The 20,961-nt window shown below is 71.6% G+C and carries 16 protein-coding genes; 10 read left to right on the forward strand and 6 right to left on the reverse strand.

The annotated features are described in order from the left end of the window. Nucleotides 1-15: 15 nt before the first annotated feature. On the forward strand, nucleotides 16-987 hold the full coding sequence (gene ligD / locus KFLA_RS12280; protein ID WP_012920112.1) for a non-homologous end-joining DNA ligase: 972 nt from the start codon (nucleotides 16-18) through the stop codon (nucleotides 985-987). Between the two features lie 137 nt (nucleotides 988-1,124). On the opposite strand, the gene KFLA_RS12285 is transcribed toward ligD, so the two are convergent. From KFLA_RS12285 to KFLA_RS12295, 3 genes are all read right to left on the reverse strand, one after another. Further along, complete coding sequence (locus KFLA_RS12285; protein WP_012920113.1) at nucleotides 1,125-4,463, reverse strand: hypothetical protein; 3,339 nt, start codon at nucleotides 4,461-4,463, stop codon at nucleotides 1,125-1,127. Between the two features lie 81 nt (nucleotides 4,464-4,544). Then, complete coding sequence (locus KFLA_RS12290; RefSeq protein WP_012920114.1) at nucleotides 4,545-5,540, reverse strand: small ribosomal subunit Rsm22 family protein; 996 nt, start codon at nucleotides 5,538-5,540, stop codon at nucleotides 4,545-4,547. 142 nt (nucleotides 5,541-5,682) lie between these two features. Further along, nucleotides 5,683-6,252 (reverse strand): TetR/AcrR family transcriptional regulator, encoded by a 570-nt coding sequence (locus KFLA_RS12295; RefSeq protein ID WP_012920115.1) that lies wholly within the window; start codon nucleotides 6,250-6,252, stop codon nucleotides 5,683-5,685. A 128-nt stretch (nucleotides 6,253-6,380) separates the two neighbouring features. Between KFLA_RS12295 and KFLA_RS12300 the strand changes: the two genes are divergently transcribed. Both KFLA_RS12300 and KFLA_RS12305 read left to right on the forward strand, forming a co-directional pair. After that, nucleotides 6,381-7,310 carry an alpha/beta hydrolase gene (locus tag KFLA_RS12300; RefSeq protein ID WP_012920116.1) on the forward strand — a complete coding sequence of 310 codons (930 nt, stop codon included), beginning with the start codon at nucleotides 6,381-6,383 and terminating at the stop codon, nucleotides 7,308-7,310. A 29-nt stretch (nucleotides 7,311-7,339) separates the two neighbouring features. Next, the gene (locus KFLA_RS12305) at nucleotides 7,340-8,056 is read left to right on the forward strand and encodes an alpha/beta hydrolase (protein ID WP_012920117.1); all 717 of its coding nucleotides are present in this window, start codon (nucleotides 7,340-7,342) and stop codon (nucleotides 8,054-8,056) included. Here the strand turns inward: KFLA_RS12305 and mug are convergent. Then, nucleotides 8,053-8,598 (reverse strand): G/U mismatch-specific DNA glycosylase, encoded by a 546-nt coding sequence (mug, locus tag KFLA_RS12310; protein ID WP_012920118.1) that lies wholly within the window; start codon nucleotides 8,596-8,598, stop codon nucleotides 8,053-8,055. The genes KFLA_RS12305 and mug overlap by 4 nt on opposite strands. Nucleotides 8,599-8,681: 83 nt before the next feature. Here mug and KFLA_RS12315 point away from each other — a divergent pair, with 83 nt between their 5' ends. From KFLA_RS12315 to ppdK, 6 genes are all read left to right on the forward strand, one after another. Next, complete coding sequence (locus KFLA_RS12315; RefSeq protein ID WP_012920119.1) at nucleotides 8,682-9,395, forward strand: Clp protease N-terminal domain-containing protein; 714 nt, start codon at nucleotides 8,682-8,684, stop codon at nucleotides 9,393-9,395. A gap of 9 nt (nucleotides 9,396-9,404) precedes the next feature. Beyond that, the gene (locus KFLA_RS12320; protein ID WP_012920120.1) at nucleotides 9,405-10,718 is read left to right on the forward strand and encodes a serine hydrolase domain-containing protein; all 1,314 of its coding nucleotides are present in this window, start codon (nucleotides 9,405-9,407) and stop codon (nucleotides 10,716-10,718) included. After that, nucleotides 10,715-11,425 (forward strand): MerR family transcriptional regulator, encoded by a 711-nt coding sequence (locus KFLA_RS12325; protein WP_012920121.1) that lies wholly within the window; start codon nucleotides 10,715-10,717, stop codon nucleotides 11,423-11,425. Before KFLA_RS12320 ends, KFLA_RS12325 begins: the two co-directional genes overlap by 4 nt. Before the next feature lie 124 nt (nucleotides 11,426-11,549). Beyond that, nucleotides 11,550-12,947: an ATP-binding protein gene (locus tag KFLA_RS12330; protein WP_012920122.1), complete on the forward strand. Its 1,398-nt coding sequence runs from the start codon at nucleotides 11,550-11,552 to the stop codon at nucleotides 12,945-12,947. Between the two features lie 43 nt (nucleotides 12,948-12,990). Then, nucleotides 12,991-14,952: a vWA domain-containing protein gene (locus tag KFLA_RS12335; RefSeq protein ID WP_012920123.1), complete on the forward strand. Its 1,962-nt coding sequence runs from the start codon at nucleotides 12,991-12,993 to the stop codon at nucleotides 14,950-14,952. 275 nt (nucleotides 14,953-15,227) lie between these two features. Beyond that, on the forward strand, nucleotides 15,228-17,894 hold the full coding sequence (gene ppdK / locus KFLA_RS12340; RefSeq protein WP_012920124.1) for a pyruvate, phosphate dikinase: 2,667 nt from the start codon (nucleotides 15,228-15,230) through the stop codon (nucleotides 17,892-17,894). A 63-nt stretch (nucleotides 17,895-17,957) separates the two neighbouring features. Here ppdK and KFLA_RS12345 read toward each other — a convergent pair whose 3' ends face one another. Then, nucleotides 17,958-19,013: an NAD-dependent epimerase/dehydratase family protein gene (locus KFLA_RS12345; RefSeq protein ID WP_012920125.1), complete on the reverse strand. Its 1,056-nt coding sequence runs from the start codon at nucleotides 19,011-19,013 to the stop codon at nucleotides 17,958-17,960. 419 nt (nucleotides 19,014-19,432) lie between these two features. Between KFLA_RS12345 and KFLA_RS12350 the strand changes: the two genes are divergently transcribed. Beyond that, nucleotides 19,433-19,705: a YciI family protein gene (locus tag KFLA_RS12350; protein ID WP_012920126.1), complete on the forward strand. Its 273-nt coding sequence runs from the start codon at nucleotides 19,433-19,435 to the stop codon at nucleotides 19,703-19,705. Nucleotides 19,706-19,711: 6 nt separating this feature from the next. On the opposite strand, the gene KFLA_RS12355 is transcribed toward KFLA_RS12350, so the two are convergent. Further along, nucleotides 19,712-20,929, reverse strand: a complete 1,218-nt coding sequence (locus tag KFLA_RS12355; RefSeq protein WP_012920127.1) for a hypothetical protein — start codon at nucleotides 20,927-20,929, stop codon at nucleotides 19,712-19,714. Between the last annotated feature and the right edge of the window lie 32 nt (nucleotides 20,930-20,961).

Here is a 20,961-nt window from a genome sequence, read left to right on the forward strand (position 1 = left end):
CACTAGGCTCAGGTCATGGCGAGCAAACCGGACGAGACGCGGGACGGGGTCGACCTGACCAACCTCGACCAGCCGTTGTTCGACGGCGCGGAGGCGACCAAGCGGGACCTGGTCGACTACCTCGACGCAGTGCACGAGCGCCTGCTGCCCGAGCTGCGGGAGCGGCCGCTGTCGGTGATCCGGGTCCGGCCGGGGCAGCAGCCGTTCATGCAGAAGAACGTGCCCAAGTACACGCCCGACTGGGTGAAAACGGTGACGGTGTGGGCCGAGGCGTCGAAGCGCGAGGTGTCCTACGCGCTGTGCGACGACCGGCGGACGCTGCTGTGGTTCGCGAACCAGCGCGCGGTCGAGTACCACCCGACACTGATGCGCGCCGAACGCTGGGACCGGGTCACGCACCTCGTGCTCGACCTCGACCCGCCCGAGGGCGAGACGTTCCGGATGGCGGTGCAGGCGGCTCAACTGGTCCGCCAGGCGCTGACCGACTCCGGGCTCGCGGGCGCGGTCAAGACCAGCGGCGCCAAGGGCGTGCACGTGTACGTGCCGATCGACGACAAGGTGTCGATCGAGGACGCCGCGGCCGCGACCCGGGCGATCGCGGCCCGCGCCGAGCGGATCGACCCGGCCGTGGCGACCACGGCGTACATCAAGGAGGACCGGGAGGGCAAGGTCTTCGTCGACTCGACGCGGTCGGGTGGCGCGACGGTCGTCGCGGCGTACAGCCCGCGGATCCGCCCCGGTACGCCGGTCTCGTTCCCGGTCGGCTGGGACGAACTGGACAACGTCAGCCCGGCGGACTTCACCCTGCGCAGTGTGCCCGGCCTGCTTGCCACGGCCGACCGCTGGTCCGCGGAGCTGCCGGCGCCGCAGACGCTGCCCGAGGATCTGCTGGAGGAAGGCCGCGCGATCCCGATCGCCCGGGTCGTCGCCATGCACGAAGGCAAGCGCCGGGCGCGCGCGAAGCGGGCTGCCGAAGAGCAGAAGTGACGCCGCAGTTCGGGGCCGGACGCGCCGGCTCAGCCAGTCGGTGCCGGCTTGCCGGCAATGTCCTACAGCGCCTGGATGCCGGAGCTGAGCCAGCGTGAGTTCGGCTCGGCGACAACTCGGGGGCTGGCGGGTGCGCCTCAGCTTTCGGTCGCGGTGAGCACCTCGAGCGCTCGCTGCCGGACGTCCGGCGCCGGGTGGTTGCGCACGGCAACGAGCAGCGCGCGCCAGTCACCGTTCCAGCCCGATCGAGGGCCGGCAGCGCAGATCAGGGCCAGCGCAAGCAGGCCCCCCGCCGGATCGCTCCCTGCAGCAGTTAGGTCGGCCGCCGCCGAGAGCAGTTCCTCCGGTGTCCAGCCTGCCTCGTCGTTGCTCAGCCGGGCGGCGACCAGCTCAGCCGCCGTCGCCGCCGCCAGCGGGCGGCCGGTGACCTCAGCACGCAGTACAGCGAGATCCTCGGCGAGCGCCGACCACCGCAAGGCCGACGTGAGCAGCTTGAGGCGGAGGTGGAGGAAGTCCGGCTCGGTGAGTTCGTCGGCCACCGGACGGAGCGCCTGCCGGGTTTCGGCCGATCGCCGGCCGACGGCCGCGGTCAGCCGCTGCACTACGGTGGTCAGCCGTTGCCGGGCGGGGTGATCACGATCGGCCAGCGCATTCGGCACCTGCGGGTCGCTCTCGAGCCGAACGAGCAGCCGCACCACACCGACGACCTCGTCGAGCCCTCGCTCGGGATCTGCCGCGACGATCGCCACCAGCGCGGTCGTCGCGTCGTTCCAGGTCCGGTCGCGGGCGGTCAGGTCGGTGATGAAGGCAGCGATGACCGGCGCCGCGGCCGGATTCCACGGCGACCAGCGATGCAGCGACAGCAGCGCGAGCCGGACCACCTCCGGCTCGGGCCGGTTGGTCACCGCGATCAGCAGGTCCGCGTACCGCCCGCGGTACTGGGCAGCCAGCCCGTACGGCGTCCGCTGCGTCAGCACGGACGCGGTGGCCGCGCTGTCGTGCACGGCCTGCTGGAGGAGCGCCCAGGTCGCCGGCTCATGCAGCAGGTACTGCGAAGCCGCGCTGGTGATCGCCGCCCGCACGTCCCGGTGCGCCGCCACCCACGCCTCAGCCAGTACGGCGCTCGCTCCCGGCGCACGCAGTTCGCCGAGCAGGCGTGCAGCTTCCTTGCGGGAGGTGACCTTCACGCCTTGGCCGGCGAGCACCGGGTGCAGCAACCCGGGCAACGTGCTCGGCGGGACGTACCTGGCCGCGCGGGTCGCCGCGTACAGGGCAACTCGGGCTCGGTCGTCACCGGCATGGCCGAGCAGGACTGGCAGGGCGAGCTGCGGCTGGTCGGTCCAGGCGAGGGCGCGGAGCGCGGCCTCCTGAAGCCGCACGTCCGGGCTGCTGAGGAACGGGTCGAGCGCCGCGCGCCCGATGCCCGGCAGCCTACCGAGCATCAGCACGGCCTCGGAGCGGGTCCAGTCGGGGACGCGGGAGTCGTTCGCCACGTCGGCCAGCAGGTCGGCGTACCGGCGGTGCTGGCGGGGGAGCCACCGGCGGAGAGCGGCATCGGTGACGCTCCAGGACGCGTGATTGCGCTCGAACCGGCGGCTGCGGCGAGGACGGGTGAGCACCTTGTCGAGCAGGTCGGTGCGGTGCTCGGTGACGGCCTCCCAGACCGCGTCCCACTGCGTCATCCCGACGTCCCGCTTGATGATGCGGCCGACCCGCTCGGCCCGCGTGGCGGTCGGTCGGAGCCAGTGGCGCGCGGCGGTGCCGACCGTGTACTCCTGGTTCGACCAGAGTGCTTGCTCGAGCAGGCGGTGGAGGTGCTCGTTGGTCCAGCCGCGCCGGCCGAACGCCTCCGCGACAGCGAACAGCAGCTGGAACTCGGACCGCTCGGCAGCGCTCTCCAGGTAGGGCCGGAGCGCGTCGTACACCTCGGACTCCCGGCCGTGCGGCAGACCGTCCGTCAGGCCGTAGAGGTCGAGCATTCCGGTGTCCTGGGTGATGGCGGCGTGGGCTGCCAAACCCCAGCCGAGCAGGGAAGATTGGTTGCGCAGAGCCCCTTGATGCACGGCCCGGCGGGCCAGCTCGGTGAGAGCCGACCGGCTCGCCCAGGAGGTGTCGCCGGCCTCCAGTGCGTCGGTGAGCAGGGTCTGCAACGCAGGCACGTGCTGGTCGGCGAGCACGGACGGCGGCAGCTCGGCCGCAGCCGTCAGCACCGCTTGCCGGACAGGATCGCGGTCGTTGCGCACCCGGGCCGCCCAAGAGAGCGCTTCCTGGACGTGTTCCGGCCGGCGGGACCGGCCGGCCGCGGCAATGACGGCGCGGTAGACGACCGCGCGGTCCTCGGCCTCCGAACGCCGGACCTCCGGCTCCAGGAGGGCGAAAGCCTCCTCGTACGGCAGGTACGAGGTGATGTCCCAGCGCCGGTGCAGGTCTTCGGCGACCGCGGTCAGGCCGAGCATGCGACGTGCGTTCTCGCCCCGGGCCGTCACGGGCAGAACATCGAGCAGAGAGCCAGGGAGCGCTCTCTGGGCGAGCTCCACCCGACTCGTCACCGCGGCGAACACAGTCGCCCGCCGAGACGGCGGCAGGTCACCGAGCAGACCGGCCAGGTCGGGCCAGAGCACCCGGCCGAGCGCAGCCAGCTCCGCGTCCGAGAACCGGTGCAGCCGCCGCCGGAACGCCGGAGTGAGCGCTCTCTGGACAGACCCAGCGCGATCCGGGACGAGCAGCACGGCAAGCACGCCGCTGGGATCGAGATCGGTCAGCCGGCCGAGAACTCCGGTCACCGCCCACGGCAGCTCATGCGGCGGCAGGGCTGCCTTGATCAGCCCGAGAACGCGGGTGGCGTCATGATCGAGGGCTGCGGTGACTCCGTAGCCGACGCCCGCCCACCACTCGTCGCGGTCAGGCCCGGTCGGCAGTGTCCGGCCGGCGTGAGCGAGCACGGCCTCGGGGTGCTTGCCGGCCAGCCGCTCCCACTGGCCGGGCGACAGGCAGTACGCCAGATCGGGCAGCAGCCGCTCCACCGTCATGTCGTCGGTGCTGTCCAGCAGTGCCGCCGCGTACCGGTCACCCCAGCGGTCGCGCTGCTCGTCGATCAACCTCGCGGCGAGCCGCCGGCGCCCGGTCCGCCGGATGACCTGCAGCAGCTTCGGACGCAGCGCGGCCGGTGCGTCGTCGTGCAGGATGCGCAGCTCGTCGTCCGAGACCGGCACGCCGCGGCCGACCGCGACCAGCGCCCGCGCCTGGACCGAGGGATCGCGGTCCCGCAGCAGCCGGGTCACGTAGTCGGCCCGCTTGGTGACCTCGGCGATGCGCAGCCCGATCGCCTTCTGGTCAGCAGGACCGTCGCCGAGTTCGGTGAGCAACTGGTCCAGCTCGGCGCTGTCGCGCAGCCGCCGGGCCTCCTGGACGATCACCCGCACGCGTTCGCCATACGGAAGCTGGTCGATCGACCGCAGCAGGTCCTGAGCTCGCATAGCGCACATCCTGCCGACCCCGGGTGTCAGTCCGCAGCCCGGTTCGACGGATCAGTGCCAGTCCGAGCGCGGTACGACGGATCAGCTGCCGGCGTCGCCCAGTGGTGGCCAGGGATCGCCGAACTCCGTGTCACGCGCCGCCCGGTACAGCGGACCCTGCCGCTTGGAGACGATCGCCTCCTGCAGCTGACCGGCATCCGTGCAGAGCCGGAGTGAGACCAGCCCTTTGCGTTGCTGCGGATGCCGGAGAACCCGGTTCCCGGCTTGGCCGCGCGCGACGGCACTGGTGACGACGTACGAGAACTTCTCGTCCTCGAAGCCGAGCTCGGCGCCCTTGGTCCGGCGATGGACCGCGCTGCGGTTGACCCGGCTGGTGAAGTGGCACCAGTCGCGGCCGCGCGGGATGGGGCAGGCCAGGTCGTGCGGGCACGGCGCGATCACGCTGTGCCCGGCGGCGATGAGCTGGTCCCGGGCGGCGACGATCCGCTCGTAGCCACCCGGCGTACCGGGCTCGACCAGGACGACCAGTCCCTGCTGCGCGCAGAGGCGGGCGACCAGATCCTGCTGCTGGGTGGCCGACAGCTCGCTGAGCACGTACGAAACGGTGACCAGGTCGGCGGGCTCGAAGGCCGCGGACTGGTCCAGCCGGCCGGGGATCCAGCTCGCGCCGCGTACGGCGGGGGAGGCGGCGCCGCGAGCAAGCTTTTTGCCGAGGGCAATCGCTTCCGTGACCTGCTCCAGCACGGTCACCGCGGACAGCGACGGCCAGGTGTCGGCCGCGGCCCAGATCGCCGCGCCGGTACCGCCACCGAGGTCCAGCTGGTTCGCCGGCCCGAACTCCGGCAGCACCGCGGCCACCTGCTCCAGCGCCGAGCGGACTGCCGCGAACGTCGCCGGCATCCGGTACGCCGAATAGGTGACCACGTCCGTCGGAGTCGCCATGATCGGCGCGGTCGCGGCCTGCTCCTCGCGGTAGCGGGTGCTCAGCCGCTGGAAGGAGGCGCTCAGCTCCTTGCTCGGCGCGTTGCTCAGCACCGCGTCGAGCGCGGTCCGCAGATCCTGCGGCAGGTCGGCCATCATCCGTCCTCTGTCGGCCCCGGTGGTCGCCGCGAATCCTAGTCGCCCGAGCCGGAAGTCCTGCGTACCGGCGGCCGGCCCCCTAGGAAACGCTCGCCGGCAGCGACGGCCCCTGAGAAACGCTCGCCGGCAGAAACGGACCCTAGGGCAGAGACGCCCGCATCAGCAGGACGGCGGCCTCCCGGGCGCGCTGGGCCGGTTCCGCCGATCCGGAGATCGCCGACCGGGTGATGGCGCCCTCGCTGAGCAGAATCAGGTGGTCGGCGAGCTGCTCCGGATCTGCCGCTCCGGCCGCCGCCGCCAGCTCGGTCAGCACGCGCTGGAAACCGGCCTTGTGCTGCTTGGTCAGCTCGGCCACCTTCGGCGAGATCGCACCGAGCTCCCCGAAGGAGTTGATGAACGCGCAGCCGCGGAAGTCGTGCTGGGTGAACCAGTCGTGCAGGAAGCCGAAGACGGCCAGGATCCGCTCCTGCGGATCGGTTGCGGCGTCCAGGTGCTCGGCCAGCATGTCCTTCCACTGCTGGTCGCGCTGGTGCAGGTACGCCTCGATCAGCGCGTCCTTCGAGGGAAACAGCTGGTAGAGCCGCTTCAGCGAGACCCCGGACGCGGTTCGGATCGCGTCCATGCCGACGGCCTGCACACCGCGTTCGTAGAACAGCGAGTCCGCCGCCGCCAGCACCTGCTGCTGGGCCGTCGCCGTGTCGATCGCCATCGTCATCCTCCCGCTGCACTGTGATCCGGGTCACCCGCCTTGCGCGGAGAACCAACGTTCTCTAGAGTAGCGGACATCGACGGAGAACGACCGTTCTCATCGAGTTGATCTTTCTGAGGAGAAGTCCGATGACCGTTCTGGAGCCCGCTGCACAGGCGTTCGCCGACGCGACCGCCAAGCCGCCGTTCCTGTTCGAGCTGCCGCCGGCCGAGGGCCGCGCCGCGGTCGACCAGGTGCAGACCACCGACTACCCGAAGCTGCCGGTCGACGACGAGTGGGTGACGGCCGCGGACGGCACCAGGGCGCGCATCGTCAAGCCCGCCGGCGTGACCGGCGAGCTGCCGGTGATCCTCTACATCCACGGCGCCGGCTGGGTCTTCGGTGACGCGAACACGCACGACCGGCTGGTCCGCGAGCTGGCCGTCGGTGCCGGCGCCGCGGTGGTCTTCCCCGAGTACGACCGGTCGCCGGAGGCGCGCTACCCGCACGCGATCGAGCAGAGCTACTCGGTCGCCCGCTGGATCGTGGCCGAGGGCAAGAGCAAGGGCCTGGACGCGACCCGGCTGGCGATCGCCGGTGACTCGGTCGGCGGCAACATGGCGGCTGCGGTGACGCTGCTGGCCAAGGAGCGCGGCGACCTGACCTTCCGGCAGCAGGTGCTCTTCTACCCGGTCACCGACGCGTCGTTCGACACCACGTCGTACCAGGAGTTCGCCGAGGGCTACTTCCTGATGCGCGAAGGCATGCAGTGGTTCTGGGACCAGTACACGACCGACGAGGCCGAGCGGAACCAGATCACCGCGTCCCCGCTGCGCGCCACCACCGAGCAGCTGTCGGGCCTGCCGACCGCGCTGGTCATCACCGCCGAGGCCGACGTCCTCCGGGACGAGGGCGAGGCGTACGCCGCGAAGCTGCGCGAGGCCGGCGTCGCCGTGACCGCCGTGCGCTTCGGCGGCATCATCCACGACTTCGTGATGCTCGACGCCCTCCGCGACACCCACGCCGCGACGGCCGCCATCGACCTGGCCGTCCGGACCCTCCGCACCGCGCTCGCCTGATCCCTCCCTGACTCCGAAAGGACCCTCGCATGACCGAGAAGAAGAACACCACTGTCGTCCTCGTCCACGGCGCCTTCGCCGACGCCGCCAGCTGGACCGGCGTGATCGACCAGCTGCAGCAGGCCGGTGTCACCGTCACCGCGGTCGCGAACCCGCTGCGCGGCCTGACCCCCGACGCGGCGTACGTGGCCGCCGTGGTCCGCCAGATCGACGGCCCGGTGCTGCTGGTCGGCCACTCGTACGGCGGTGCGGTGATCAACGCTGCCGCCCGGGGACTCGGCAACGTGGTCGGCCTGGTGCACGTCGCGGCCTTCGTCCCCGACACGGGGGAGAGCCTGGCGAGCATCTCGGCCGGCTTCCCCAACACCCCGTTCGGCGCGGCGGTCCGGCCGACGATGTTCCCGCAGCCGGACGGCACCGAGGCGCCGGAGGTGCACCTCGACCCGGCGGCCTACCCGGACGTGTTCGCGGGAGACCTGCCGATCGAGGTGAGCCGGGTGCTCGCGGTGGCCCAGCGGCCGATCGCAGTACAGGGGCTGGAGGAGAAGTTCAGCGGCGAGCCGGCCTGGAAGGCGTTGCCGACGTGGACGCTGGTCGCCACCGAGGACAACGCGATCCACCCCGACGCTCAGCGCTTCATGGCCGAGCGCGCGGGCGGAACGACGATCGAGGTCGCGGGCTCCCACTCGGTCGCGGTCTCCCAGCCGAAGGCGGTCGCCGACCTCGTGCTCAAGGCGCTCAGCTAGCAGCTTCCCCCCGGTGCCGGGCCGCTGGTGCGGTCCGGCACCGACGCGGCGACGCGGAGGTCGGCGTACACCTCGCCCAGTCGCGGCAAGGTGTAGTGCGCGTTCAGGCCGCTCGGGTTCGGCAGGATCCAGATCCGGGTCGCACCGATCGTGCGGTCCTGCGGGCCCATCGCCGCCTTCGGCTCGCCGAACGCGGTCCGGTACGCCGTGACGCCGACGACCGCGAGCCACTCCGGCGCGTACTCCAGCACCTTGCGGACGAGATTCTCGCCACCGGCCTGGTACTCCGCCCGGCTGAGCTCGTCGGCCCGGGCGGTCGGCCGGTCGACCACGTTCGTGATGCCGAGCCCGAGGTCCAGCAATTCGGCCTGCTCGGCGGGCAGTAGCCGGCGCGGCGTGAAGCCGGCCAGGTGCAGCGCCGGCCAGAACCGGTTGCCCGGCCGGGCGAAGTGGTGCCCGGTCTGCGCCGACACCAAGCTCGGATTGATCCCGCTGAACAGCACACGCAGTCCGGGCCGGATCAGATCGGGAAGTTCCTGCATGCCGAAACCCTAGGCCGCCGACGCCACGACGTATCGTCAACCCGGGGTTGACGCTCACAGATCGTCAACCTAGGGTTGACGACATGACTCCCGCACCGAACCTGCAGCAACTGATCGACCTCATCCGCGCGGACGCCGGCAGCGACGACGTGCTCGCCCAGCTCGCGACCGCCTCGAGCACCATCACCGACCTCAACGCGACGTCCGACGCGGCGCTCGGCTACTTCGTCGACCGCGCACGTGGCGCCGGCAAGTCCTGGGTCGAGATCAGCGCCGTGCTCGGCGTCAGCAAGCAGGCCGCGCACAAGCGGTTCGCCGACGCCTGGCCGGGCAAGCTCGACCTCGAGCGGTTCACGCTGCGCACCAAGGTGGTCATCCAGGCCGCCTCCGGCATCGCCCGGGAGCGTGGCCAGAGCTTCGTCGGCACCGAGCACCTGCTGCTCGGTCTTTTCACCGAGCCACAGTCGGTCGCCACCCTGCTGATGACCGAGGCGGGCCTCACCGAGCACGACGTGCTGGCCGCGATCGACGCCGAGGTTCCGCCGTCCGCCGGCGGTGAGCCCGGCGCCACCAAGGAGCTGCCGATGACCCCGCGGGCGTCGCACGTGATCGGGCAGGCGGCCGAGCAGGCGTTGCTGCTCGGCCACAACTACATCGGCACCGAGCACCTGCTGCTCGCCTTCTACCAGTACCCGGACGGGGTCGCGGCCAAGGTCCTGATCCAGCTCGGCCTGACCGAACAAGCGGCCCGGGACGGAGTCCGGGCCGCACTCGAGAAGCTCACCGGCACCCAGTAGTTTGGCCCCGTGCCCGACTGGACAGAGAGACTGAAGCACCTGGCCGCCCAGTACGACGTGCCCGGCGCGGTGCTCGGGATCTGGGCCGACGGGCAGCAGACCGTCGCGCCGTACGGCGTGCTCAACCGGGCGACCGGTGTGGAAGTGACCGCCGACTCGGTGTTCCAGATCGGGTCGGTCAGCAAGCCGTGGACCGCGACGATGATCGTCCAGCTGGCGGCCGAGCAGCGGCTGTCACTGGACGACCCGGTGCTCTCGTTGTTGCCGGAGGCATCCATCGATCCACGGATCACCGTCCGGCAGCTGCTCACCCACGGCAGCGGGATCGACGGCGACGTGTTCACCGACACCGGCCGCGGTGACGACTGCGTCGAGCGGTACGTCGGGCTGCTGGCCGACGTGGACCAGCTGTTCGAGCCCGGTACGGCGTACTCGTACTGCAACGCCGGGTTCGTCCTGCTCGGGCGGATCGTCGAGGTGCTCGACGGCCGGACCTGGGACGAGTCGCTGCGGGCGCGGCTGGTCGAGCCGCTCGGACTGAAGTCGACCGTGACGCTGCCCGAGGAGGCGATCCTGCACCGGGCCGCGGTCGGTCACCTCGCCGGCGACGGAACGCCGGTGACGACCTGGCAGCTGCCGCGCAGCATCGGCCCGGCCGGGTTGATCACGCAGAGCGCGGGCGACCTGCTCGCCTTCGCCCGCCTGCACCTGGACGACGACCGGTACGCTGGGATGCGCGAGCCGCAGGTGTCCTACCCCGGCGGCGGTGTCGGCGGGCTGACCGAGATCGGGCTGACCTGGCGGCTGTACGACTGGTCCGGGCGCACGCTGTTCGGGCACGACGGGATGACCATCTCGCAGCTGGCCTTCCTGCGCATCGACCCGGAGGCGAACGTCGCGTTCTGCCTGCTCACGAACTCCGGCAACGCGCCGGCACTGTTCGAGGCACTCGCCACCGAGGTCTTCACCGCGCTGACCGGAGTGGGCGTCCCGGCCGGTCCGCAGCCCGACGACGATCCGGGCGAGCGGATCGACGGCGAACTGTGGGGCGAGCGGCACCTCGGCCGGTACGAGCGGGAGAGCGTGGCGATGGAGGTGCTGCGCCGCGACGGGAAGCTGGTGCTGACGTTCCAGGCGACGGGCGACCGGCTGGCGTTCGCCGAGGAGCCGGTGCAGGAGTTCGAGCTGCACCCGGCGGCGCCGCTCGACGGTGACCACTTCGTCCTTCGCGAGGCCGAGGATCAGCCGTGGGCGCCGGTCACCTTCCGGCCGGGCTACGTGTTCAACTCGGGCCGGGTCACGCCGCGGGTCCGTTCTCGATGAGCCTGCGGCCGGTCGATCTGGCCCGGCGGGCCGGAGTGTCGACCCAGCTGATCCGCAACTACGAGGCGGCCGGCGTCCTGCCGCCGGCGCCACGGTCGGACAGCGGGTACCGCCAGTACGGGCAACGGCACCTGGATGCGTTGCTGACGTACCGGGCGCTGGCTCCGGGCTTCGGCGCGGAGAGCGCGCAGGCGATCATGCGCGCGGTGCACGACGGCGACGAGGCGTTCGCGCTGCGCGTCGTCGACGAGACCCACGCGGCGTTGCACGAGCAGCGCCGGGCGACCGACACCGCGAGCGAAGCGCTGGGTGCCGCAGCCGAGCAGTTCCTGGACGGTCAGCCCGTGGCAGGGCCGCCGTTGCGGGTCGGTGAGCTCGCTCGGCAGCTCGGGATCAGGACGTCGGCGTTGCGGGTCTGGGAGTCGGCCGGCCTGCTCACTCCCACCCGCGAGCGAGGGACGAACTACCGGCGCTACCAGCCCGCGCAGATCCGCGACGCCCGGATCATCTTCATGCTCCGCCAAGGCCGCTACAGCTTCGACCAGATCCGCCCGGTCCTGGAGGGCCTTCGCCGGACCGGCAGCACCGAGGCTCTGCGTGCCGCCGTCGCCGAACGCCGCGCCGCGCACGACCGCCGTACCCGCGCGATGCTGCACGGCGCCGCCCTCCTGCACAACTACCTCATCCATCCTTCGGACGGATCCTGAACACCCAGACGGGATCTTGAACAAGACATCAGCTGGGCTCGGTCCCGGCTTCCTGTCCACGGTCCCCGCTCACGACTGAGACGTCACCGGGGTGGTTTGGGTGCGGCGAGCTAACGTCGTCAAAGTGACTAGTGCACCTGCTGACCTTCCCCGGAAGGCCGGCGAGCTTCGCGCCGCCGGTTACCTTCCCCGCACCATCAAGGCCGAGATCCGCGAGAACCTGCTGACCAAGCTCCGGGCCGGCGACGACCCCTGGCCCGGCATCGTCGGGTTCTCCCGCACCGTGATCCCCCAGCTGGAGCGTGCCCTGCTCGCCGGGCACGACGTCGTGCTGCTCGGCGAGCGTGGCCAGGGCAAGACCCGCCTGCTGCGCACTCTGCTCGGGCTGCTCGACGAGTGGACCCCGGTGATCGAGGGCGCCGAGCTGCCCGAGCACCCGCTCGACCCGATCACGCCGGCCTCGCAGCGGCGCGCCGCCGAGCTCGGCGACGACCTGCCGGTCGCCTGGCTGCACCGCAGCCTCCGGTACGCCGAGAAGCTGGCCACGCCGGACACCTCGGTCGGTGACCTGATCGGCGACGTGGACCCGGTCAAGGTGGCCGAGGGCCGCAGCCTCGGCGACCCGGAGACGATCCACTTCGGTCTGGTCCCGCGCGCGCACCGCGGCATCGTCGCGATCAACGAGCTGCCCGACCTGGCCGAGCGGATCCAGGTGGCGCTGCTGAACGTGATGGAGGAGCGCGACATCCAGGTCCGCGGCTACACGCTCCGGCTGCCGCTCGACGTGTTGCTGGTGGCAACGGCCAACCCCGAGGACTACACCAACCGCGGCCGGATCATCACGCCGCTCAAGGACCGGTTCGGCGCCGAGGTGCGGACCCACTACCCGCTCGACGTGGACGCCGAGGTGGACGTGGTCCGGCAGGAGGCCGAGCTGACCGCCGAGGTCGGCGAGCCGCTGCTCGAGGTGCTGGCCCGGTTCGTCCGGCACCTGCGCGAGTCCACCGCGATCGACCAGCGCTCGGGCGTCTCCGCCCGGTTCGCGGTCGCGGCGGCGGAGACGGTCGCGGCGGCGGCCCTGCGGCGCAGTGCGATCACCGGCGAGCAGCCCGCGGTCGCCCGTCCGGTCGACCTGGAAGCGGTGCCGGCCGTGCTGCGCGGCAAGCTGGAGTTCGAGCCCGGCGAGGAGGGCCGCGAGACCGAGCTGCTGGAGTACCTGCTGCGCCGGTCGGTCGCCGACACCGCCCGCGAGCGGTTCGCCGGCCTGGACCTGACCCCGCTGGCGAACGCGGTGGCCGACGGGCATCTCGTCACCACCGGCGAGCGGATCCCCGGCCGGGACGTGCTGTCGGCGCTGCCCGAGCTGCCGGTGCTGCACGACGTGGCCGCGCGGGCGGGCGTCGAGGCGGACGACTCGCCGGGCCGGATCGCGGCCGCGGTCGAGCTCGCGCTGGAGGCGCTCTACCTGTCGAAACGACTGGCCAAGGACGCCGACGACGACACGACCGTCTACGGAGCCTGATGGCGCCGCGGAGCCGGAAGGCAGACGGGCAAGGAGGAGTGCGATGACGGCCGCGATCCCGGAAGGCTGGTCGTACGGTCCCTGGCACGAAGGGCCGGACCCGCTGGCCCCGCCGGTGGACCTGCGCGACGCGCTGGACGAGATCGGCCAGGACGTGATGGCCGGCTCGTCGCCACGGTCCGCGCTGGAGGAGCTGCTCCGGCGCGGCACCCGGAACACCCAGGGGCTCGACGACCTGACCCGCCGGTTGTGGCAGCGGCGTCGCGAGATCCAGCGCCGGCACAACCTCGAAGGCACGTTGCGCGACGTCCAGCGGCTACTCGACGAGGCGCTGGAGGCCGAGCGGCGCGACCTGTTCCCGAACCCGTCCGACGACGCCCGGTTCCGCGAGGCGCAGCTCGACGCGCTGCCCTCGGGCACGGCGGCCGCGGTGCGTGAGCTGGCGGAGTACGACTGGCAGTCGGCGGAGGCTCGCCGCAAGTACGACGAGATCCGCGAGCTGCTGGGCAAGGAGCTGCTCGGGTCGCGCTTCGAGGGCATGAAGGAAGCGCTGCAGAACACGACGCCCGAGGACGTCGAGCGGGTCAACGAAATGCTCGCCGACCTGAACGCCCTGCTCGCCGCCCATGCGCAGGGTCGGCCGGACACCGACCAGCTGTTCGAGCAGTTCATGGCCAAGCACGGCGAGTTCTTCCCGGAGAGCCCGCGGACCGTGGACGAGCTGATCGACGCGCTGGCCCGGCGCGCGGCGGCAGCGCAACGCATGCTGAACTCGATGACCCCGGAGCAGCGGGCAGAGCTCGCTCAGCTGTCCCAGCAGGCGTTCGGCAGTCCGCAGCTCGCGCAGCAGTTGTCCCAGCTGGACGCGCAACTGCAGGCGCTGCGGCCGGGGGAGGACTGGTCCTCCGGTGAGCGGATGAGCGGCGACGACCCGCTCGGCCTGGCCGAGGGGGCTCGGGCGATGTCCGACCTGGCCGAGCTGGACGCCTTGGCCGAGCAGCTCTCCCAGGCGTACCCGGGCGCGCGGCTGGAGGACATCGACCTGGACGCGCTGACCCGCCAGCTCGGCGACGAGGCGACCGTCGATGCGCGCCGGCTGAGCGAGCTGGAGCGGGAGTTGCGCAACCAGGGACTGCTGGAGCGCGCGCCGGACGGATCGTTGCGGCTGTCCCCGAAGGCCTTGCGGCAGCTCGGCCAGACCGCGCTGTCCGACGTACTGCGCGCAGCGCGGGGGCAGTCGGGGGAGCGGGACTCGGCCTCGGCCGGCGCGGCCGGTGAGCTGAGCGGTTCGACCCGGCCGTGGCAGTTCGGCGACACCCAGGCGTGGGATGTGCCGCGCACAGTGCGCAACGCCGTACTGCGGACCGCGAACGTCGGGGGACGGGTCCGGCTCGACGTGACCGACGTGGAGATCGCGGAGACCGAGCACCGGGCGCGGGCCGCGGTCGCGCTGCTGGTGGACACCTCCTGGTCGATGGTCCAGGAGAACCGCTGGCTGCCGATGAAGCGGACGGCGCTCGCGCTGCACCAGCTCATCTCGACCCGCTACCGCAACGACGCGCTCCAGCTGATCACCTTCGGCCGGTACGCCGGGGTGGTCGAGCTGCCGCAGCTGATCGGCCTGGAAGGCACGTGGGAGCAGGGCACCAACGCGCACCACGCGCTGCTGCTCGCAGGGCGGCACCTGCGCCGGCACCCCGACGCCCAGCCGGTCGTGCTGATGGTGACCGACGGCGAACCGACGGCCCACCTGGAGCCGGACGGCACCGCCGAGTTCTCCTACCCGCCGGAGCCGGCCACGCTGCGCAAGACGATCTTCGAGGTGGACCGGCTGGCCAAGCTCGGGGCCTCGCTGACCGTCTTCCGGCTCGGCGACGACCCGCGGCTGGAGGCGTTCGTCGACCTGCTGGCCCGGCGCAGCGGCGGCCGGGTGCTGGCCCCCGACGCCGACCGCCTCGGCGCCGCGGTGGTCGGCGACTACCTGCGGACGCGACGCAGGCACTGACAACCCCGAAACGCAGGGTGTTACCCATCTGAAGGTGGGTGACACCCTGTTTCCGCGTTTCGATGGCAGCGGGCGCGACTGTCCTGCGTTGTCAACGCGGTAAGGGGTTTCCGGTCGGGTTGCTGTGGCCAGCGTCACGCGATTTCCGTGAGACCAGTGTTCAACTGGACTGGTTTTCGGCCTTACGCTGACAAGACGCCCAGCGCCACCGGAGTCGACGGGCCGGCGGCCACCGTGCCGCGACCCAGCGCCGCCCCGACCACGAGGGAGTCACCGTGCCGAAACTCGTCTACGACTTCGCCGAAGGCAACAAGGACATGTTGGTTCTGCTGGGTGGCAAGGGGGCGAACCTCGCCGAGATGACCAACCTCGGTCTGCCCGTGCCGCCCGGATTCACCATCTCCGCCGAGGCCTGCAAGGTGTTCCTGGCCACCGGCTCGGTGCCGCCGCAGCTGACGGAGGACATCGACCACCACATCGACGTGCTGCAGCAGAAGATGGGCAAGAAGCTCGGCCAGGCCGACGACCCGCTGCTGGTCTCGGTCCGGTCCGGTGCCGCGGTGTCGATGCCCGGCATGATGGAGACGGTGCTGAACGTCGGCCTGAACGACGACTCCGTGAACGGTCTGGCCCACCAGTCGGGCAACCCGCGCTTCGCCTGGGACGCCTACCGGCGGCTGATCCAGATGTTCGGCAAGACCGTGCTCGGCATGGACGGTGACGTCTTCGAGGACGCGATCGAGGCCGCCAAGCGAGCCAAGGGTGCGAGCAGCGACCTCGACCTGGACGCCGAGGACCTGCAGACCCTGGTCGGCACCTTCAAGGCCGCGGTCGAGCAGCACACCGGACGCGAGTTCCCGCAGGACCCGCGCGAGCAGCTGGACCTCGCGATCGAAGCCGTGTTCGGCTCCTGGAACTCCGACCGCGCCATTCTCTACCGCCGCCAGGAACGGATCGCCACCGATCTGGGCACCGCGGTCACCATCTGCTCGATGGTCTTCGGCAACCTCGGGATGGACTCCGGCACCGGCGTCGCCTTCACCCGCGACCCCTCCACCGGTCAGCCCGGCGTCTACGGCGACTACCTGCAGAACGCCCAGGGCGAGGACGTGGTCGCGGGCATCCGCAACACCGTGCCACTGGCCGACCTGGAGCAGATCGACAAGACGTCGTACGACGAGCTGATGCGGATCATGGCCACCCTGGAAGGCCACTACCGCGACCTGTGCGACATCGAGTTCACCGTCGAGCGCGGCAAGCTGTGGATGCTGCAGACCCGGGTCGGCAAGCGGACCGCGGCCGCGGCGTTCCGGATCGCCACCAGCCTGGTCGACGAGGGCGTGATCGATCTCGACGAGGCGCTGCGGCGGGTGAAGGGCGCGCAGCTGGCCCAGCTGATGTTCCCGCGGTTCGACAGCGACGCGGACAAGCAGCTGATCAGCAAGGCGATCGGCGCGTCGCCGGGCGCGGCGTCCGGCCAGGTCGTGTTCACCTCGGCCGCTGCGGTCGCGGCCGCCGAGCGCGGCGAGAAGGTGATCCTGGTCCGGCGGGAGACCAATCCCGACGACCTGCACGGCATGATCGCCGCCCAGGGCATCCTGACCAGCCGCGGCGGCAAGACCTCGCACGCGGCCGTGGTCGCCCGCGGCATGGGCAAGACCTGCGTGTGCGGCGCCGAGGAGCTCGACGTCGACGTCGCCGCCGAGACGATCACCGTGCACGGTACGACGATCGGCGCCGGTGAGGTGATCTCGATCGACGGCACCACCGGCGAGGTGTTCCGCGGCGAGGTCCCGGTCGTACCGTCACCGGTCGTGCGCTACTTCGAGGGCTCGCTGGCGCCGGACGAGGGCGACGAGCTGGTGGCCGCGGTGCACCGGCTGATCGGCCACGCGGACGAGATCCGGCGGCTCGGCGTACGGACGAACGCCGACACCGCCGAGGACGCCGCGCGGGCCCGCCGGTTCGGTGCCGAGGGCATCGGTCTGTGCCGGACCGAGCACATGTTCCTCGGCGAACGGCGCGAATCGGTGGAGCGGCTGATCCTGGCCGAGGACGACGCGGAGCGCGACGCCGCGCTGGCCGAGCTCGAGCCGCTGCAGCGCGAAGACTTCCTGGAGCTGCTGGCCGCGATGGACGGCCTGCCGGTGACGATCCGGCTGATCGACCCACCGCTGCACGAGTTCCTGCCGTCGATGGAGGAGCTCGCGGTCAAGGTCGCGCTGGCCAAGGAACGCGGCGAGGAGCCGGGGCGTGAGGTCAAGCTGCTGGCCGCGGTCGAACGGCTGCACGAGCAGAACCCGATGCTCGGCCTGCGCGGGGTACGGCTCGGGCTGATGATTCCCGGCCTGTTCGCGATGCAGGTCCGGGCGATCGCGTCGGCCGCGGCCGAACTGCGCAAGCAGGGCAAGGACCCGCGGCCGGAGATCATGATTCCGCTGGTCGGCGCGATCCAGGAGCTGCAGCTGGCCCGCGACGAGGTCGAGGGTGTGCTGGCCGAGGTCGCGGCGGCCGAAGGCGTCGACCGGGCGATCCCGATCGGCACGATGATCGAGCTGCCGCGGGCCGCGGTGATCGCGGACCAGATCGCCGAGGCCGCCGACTTCTTCTCCTTCGGCACCAACGACCTGACCCAGACCACCTGGGGCTTCAGCCGCGACGACGTCGAGGGCTCGTTCTTCTCCCGGTACCTGGAGAAGGGCGTGTTCGCGGTCTCGCCGTTCGAGTCGATCGACCGCGAGGGCGTCGGCGCCCTGGTCCGCACCGGCGCCGAGCGTGGCCGGTCGACGCGGCCCGACCTCAAGCTCGGCATCTGCGGCGAGCACGGTGGCGACCCCGACAGCATTCACTTCTTCCACGAGGTCGGCCTGGACTACGTCTCCTGCTCGCCGTTCCGGATCCCGGTGGCCCGGCTGGAAGCCGGCCGAGCGTCCCTCGACTGAGCAGACCGGCGCCCGAGCCCCAGGTCGATCGGCTGGGGCTCAAGTCCGGCCTGAGCGCCGGTTTCAGGTCTCGCGGCGTTCGCCGACCGGGCCGCGGTGCAGCAGATCCTGGAGGCGGTTGACGACCGTGCGGGGACGCAGCACCGGGGTCCGGCCGGCGGCGGCATCCTTGAGGCCGTCGATCAGTTCGCGCAGCACCTCCGGGCCGTCGGAGCGCGGCTGCCAGTCCAGCTCGCGTTCGGCCCGTGAGCAGTCCATCAGCGGTACGGCGTACGCGAGGTCGATCCAGCCCGGGTCCAGCTGCTGGATCCGGGCGTGCCAACTGGCGGCCACTGTGGCGCGGACCGCGGCCGCCGGCACGTGCACCGCTCGCGCGGACAGCGCCCGCGCGATCAACGTGGTGGTGACCGGGGTCGGCGCGCACACGTTGAACGCGCCGCCGGCCCGGCGTTCGAGGCAACGCGCGATCGCGTCGGCGACGTCGTCGGCGTGAACGACCGGAACGGCGAGCGCCCGGTCGAGCAGGACGAGCGGCACCAGCCCGATCGCCTTCGCCGGGACGAGCGCGGGCACGGCGTACCGGAGCAGCGCGCTGCCGGCTGTTCGCTGACCGACGATGCCCGGCCGCAACCGCGTGACGGTCGGGCCGTCGCCACCGTGCTCGAACTCGTCGAGCAGCCGCTCGGTCGCCGCCTTGTGCCGGCTGTACGGCGAACTGGGCACGCCGTCGGTCGGCCAGCTCTCGTCCACCGGCTCGTCGCCGCGCTTGGCGGAGTAGGCGCCGATCGACGACAGATGCAGCACGTGCGGTACGCCGGCCACCGCCGCCGCGCGCAGCACCTTCTCGGTGCCCCCGACCCCGACGCTCTCCAGGTAGTCCAGGTCGTGCGACGGCTGGAACGCCCACGCCAGGTGCACCACCGCGTCGGCGCCCTCGAAGACCTGGCGCAGCACGACCGTGGCGCTGTCGTCGGTGAGATCCACCGCCTGCCACTGGACGTCGCCGGGATCCTCCGGCGGACGGCGGCTCAGACCGACGAGCTCGTGCCCGTCGGGAGCCAGCCGACGCAGCAAAGCCGTTCCGAGGTTTCCGCTGGCACCCGTGATCACGATCCGCATGCTCTGCGGTACCCCGATCGGCGCGCCGAAATGCGGCGAGCGCCCGGCGCGGCCGTCGGCCTGCAGCCATGAGCCGGCAGGAGTTGACCTTCGGCGAGCTGTACGACCGGGGACGGCCGACCTGCTGTCGTCGTACTCCGTCCCCGCGGGCCTTGACACCGCGGGCGTGTGACCGTCCGTACAGCTGCGTCGGCGGCCAGATCGAGGCGAACGGCGGCGCGGTCACGAAGCGTTACCTTGCTCTACTGACTGCAGCAATTGGCCGGGCCGAAGCCTTGCGCCGGCCTCGTCCGGCAGTCCAAGATGGCCGGGCGGGAAGGGCATCACACGTCGACTTTCGGGTCTGACTCGAACCAGCCGCTGTGGCGGCTCGTGACTCCCTTCCCGCACCAAATCCCTTTTTCTTATAGGGTTCCGGCATGGCCTTGTTCGCTGTGCAGCTGACCTTCACCGACACCGACCGCCGCCTGCAGGTGCGCCCGGCGCACCGGGAGTACCTGACCTCGCTGAAGGAGTCGGGCAAGCTCGTCACCGCCGGCCCGTTCGGTGACCAGACCGGCGCGCTGCTGATCTACGACGTCGCCGACGAGGCCGAACTGCGCGAGATCCTCGCCGCCGACCCGTACACGCCGGCTGACGTCTACGAGATCGCCAGTCTCAAGGAGTGGCAGCCGCTGTTCCCGCTGGGCTGAGCCGGCTCAGGCCTCGGCGGCCTCGAGATCGAGGTGGTCGACGTACGCCCAGAACCAGCTGAGTGGCCCGAGCACCAGCTCCGGCTCGCCGCCGTCGTCCTCGATGAACAGCAGTGACCCCTGGCCGGCCTTGATGTCGTCCAGCACGGCGCCGCAGACCTCGATCGCGGCCTCGAAGGCGACCAGCTCCGGGCCGTTCTCCCAGTGCGGCTTGGGCAGCGGCAGCACCGGCGCGTCCTCGGTCCCGTCCAGGTCGACCGACACCTGCTGCAGCATCTCGTACAGGTCGTAGGAGATCAGTCCCGCCAGCGGGTGCCCGTCGACGCCGATCAGGTACGGGTCGTCGGCGCCCGAGCGGAAGCTGTCCCGCACCTCCGGCAGCGCGGCCGCCAGGTCGTCCACCTCGATGTACGGCGCCTCGGCGGGCTCCTCCTCCTGCTCGGCCAGCAGCCCGCTGCGCATCTGGTCGAACGAGTGCAGCAGATCGCTCAGCTCGCCGTGTGCGCCACCGTTCGGCGCCTTCTCGGCGCGCTGCTCCAGGTCCTTGAGGTGCTCGACCAGGTCGTCCTCGAAGTGCAGGTCGTAGCGCGGCAGCCCGGGCTCGCGGCCGGCGTTGATCTGGGCGACGATCTGGGTCGCGATCGGGCCGATCCGCTCGGCCAGCACCTCCAGCGGGGTGGTCGGCTTCTCCTCGTCGTCGTGCACGCAGGAGTCGTCCTCGACCTTGCCCTCGCTCTCCATCGCCAGCAGCACCGAGAACGCCGGGAACGCGATCAGCGCGGCAGTCGCGAGCATGCCGTCGCCGATCAGCATCAGCGGGTTGCCGCCGGCCTCGGTCCGTCGCAGGTGGTCCGGCAGCAGCACCGCCGCCTGCTCGACGTTCACCTGGCTGGCGAGCGAGCTGAGCCCGTGGTCGGCGTCGACGCCGAGCAGCTCGATCAGCGTCTCCGAGCTCATGTCGAAGTTCGAGCGCAGGTAGTAGCGCAGCCAGCCGGCGTCGACCGGGTTGCCGAGCAGCTCCGCGATCCGGGCCCGGAAGTCGGCCAGGTCCGCGATCGCCAGCACGACCAGCACCGGCTGGTCGCCGTCGCCGATCACCAGCGGCCGGGTGTCGCCGTTCTGGAAGCCGTCGATCACCTGGGCCAGGCTCTCGGCGGCCGCCTCCAGCGGCCAGGACTCGGCCTCGAACTCGGTCACACCGGCGGTGCTGACGTCGTCGGGCATCTGGTGGTCCTCTCCGAGGGCGGCGGCGGGGT

This window comes from Kribbella flavida DSM 17836, assembly GCF_000024345.1.
GTDB lineage: Bacteria > Actinomycetota > Actinomycetes > Propionibacteriales > Kribbellaceae > Kribbella > Kribbella flavida.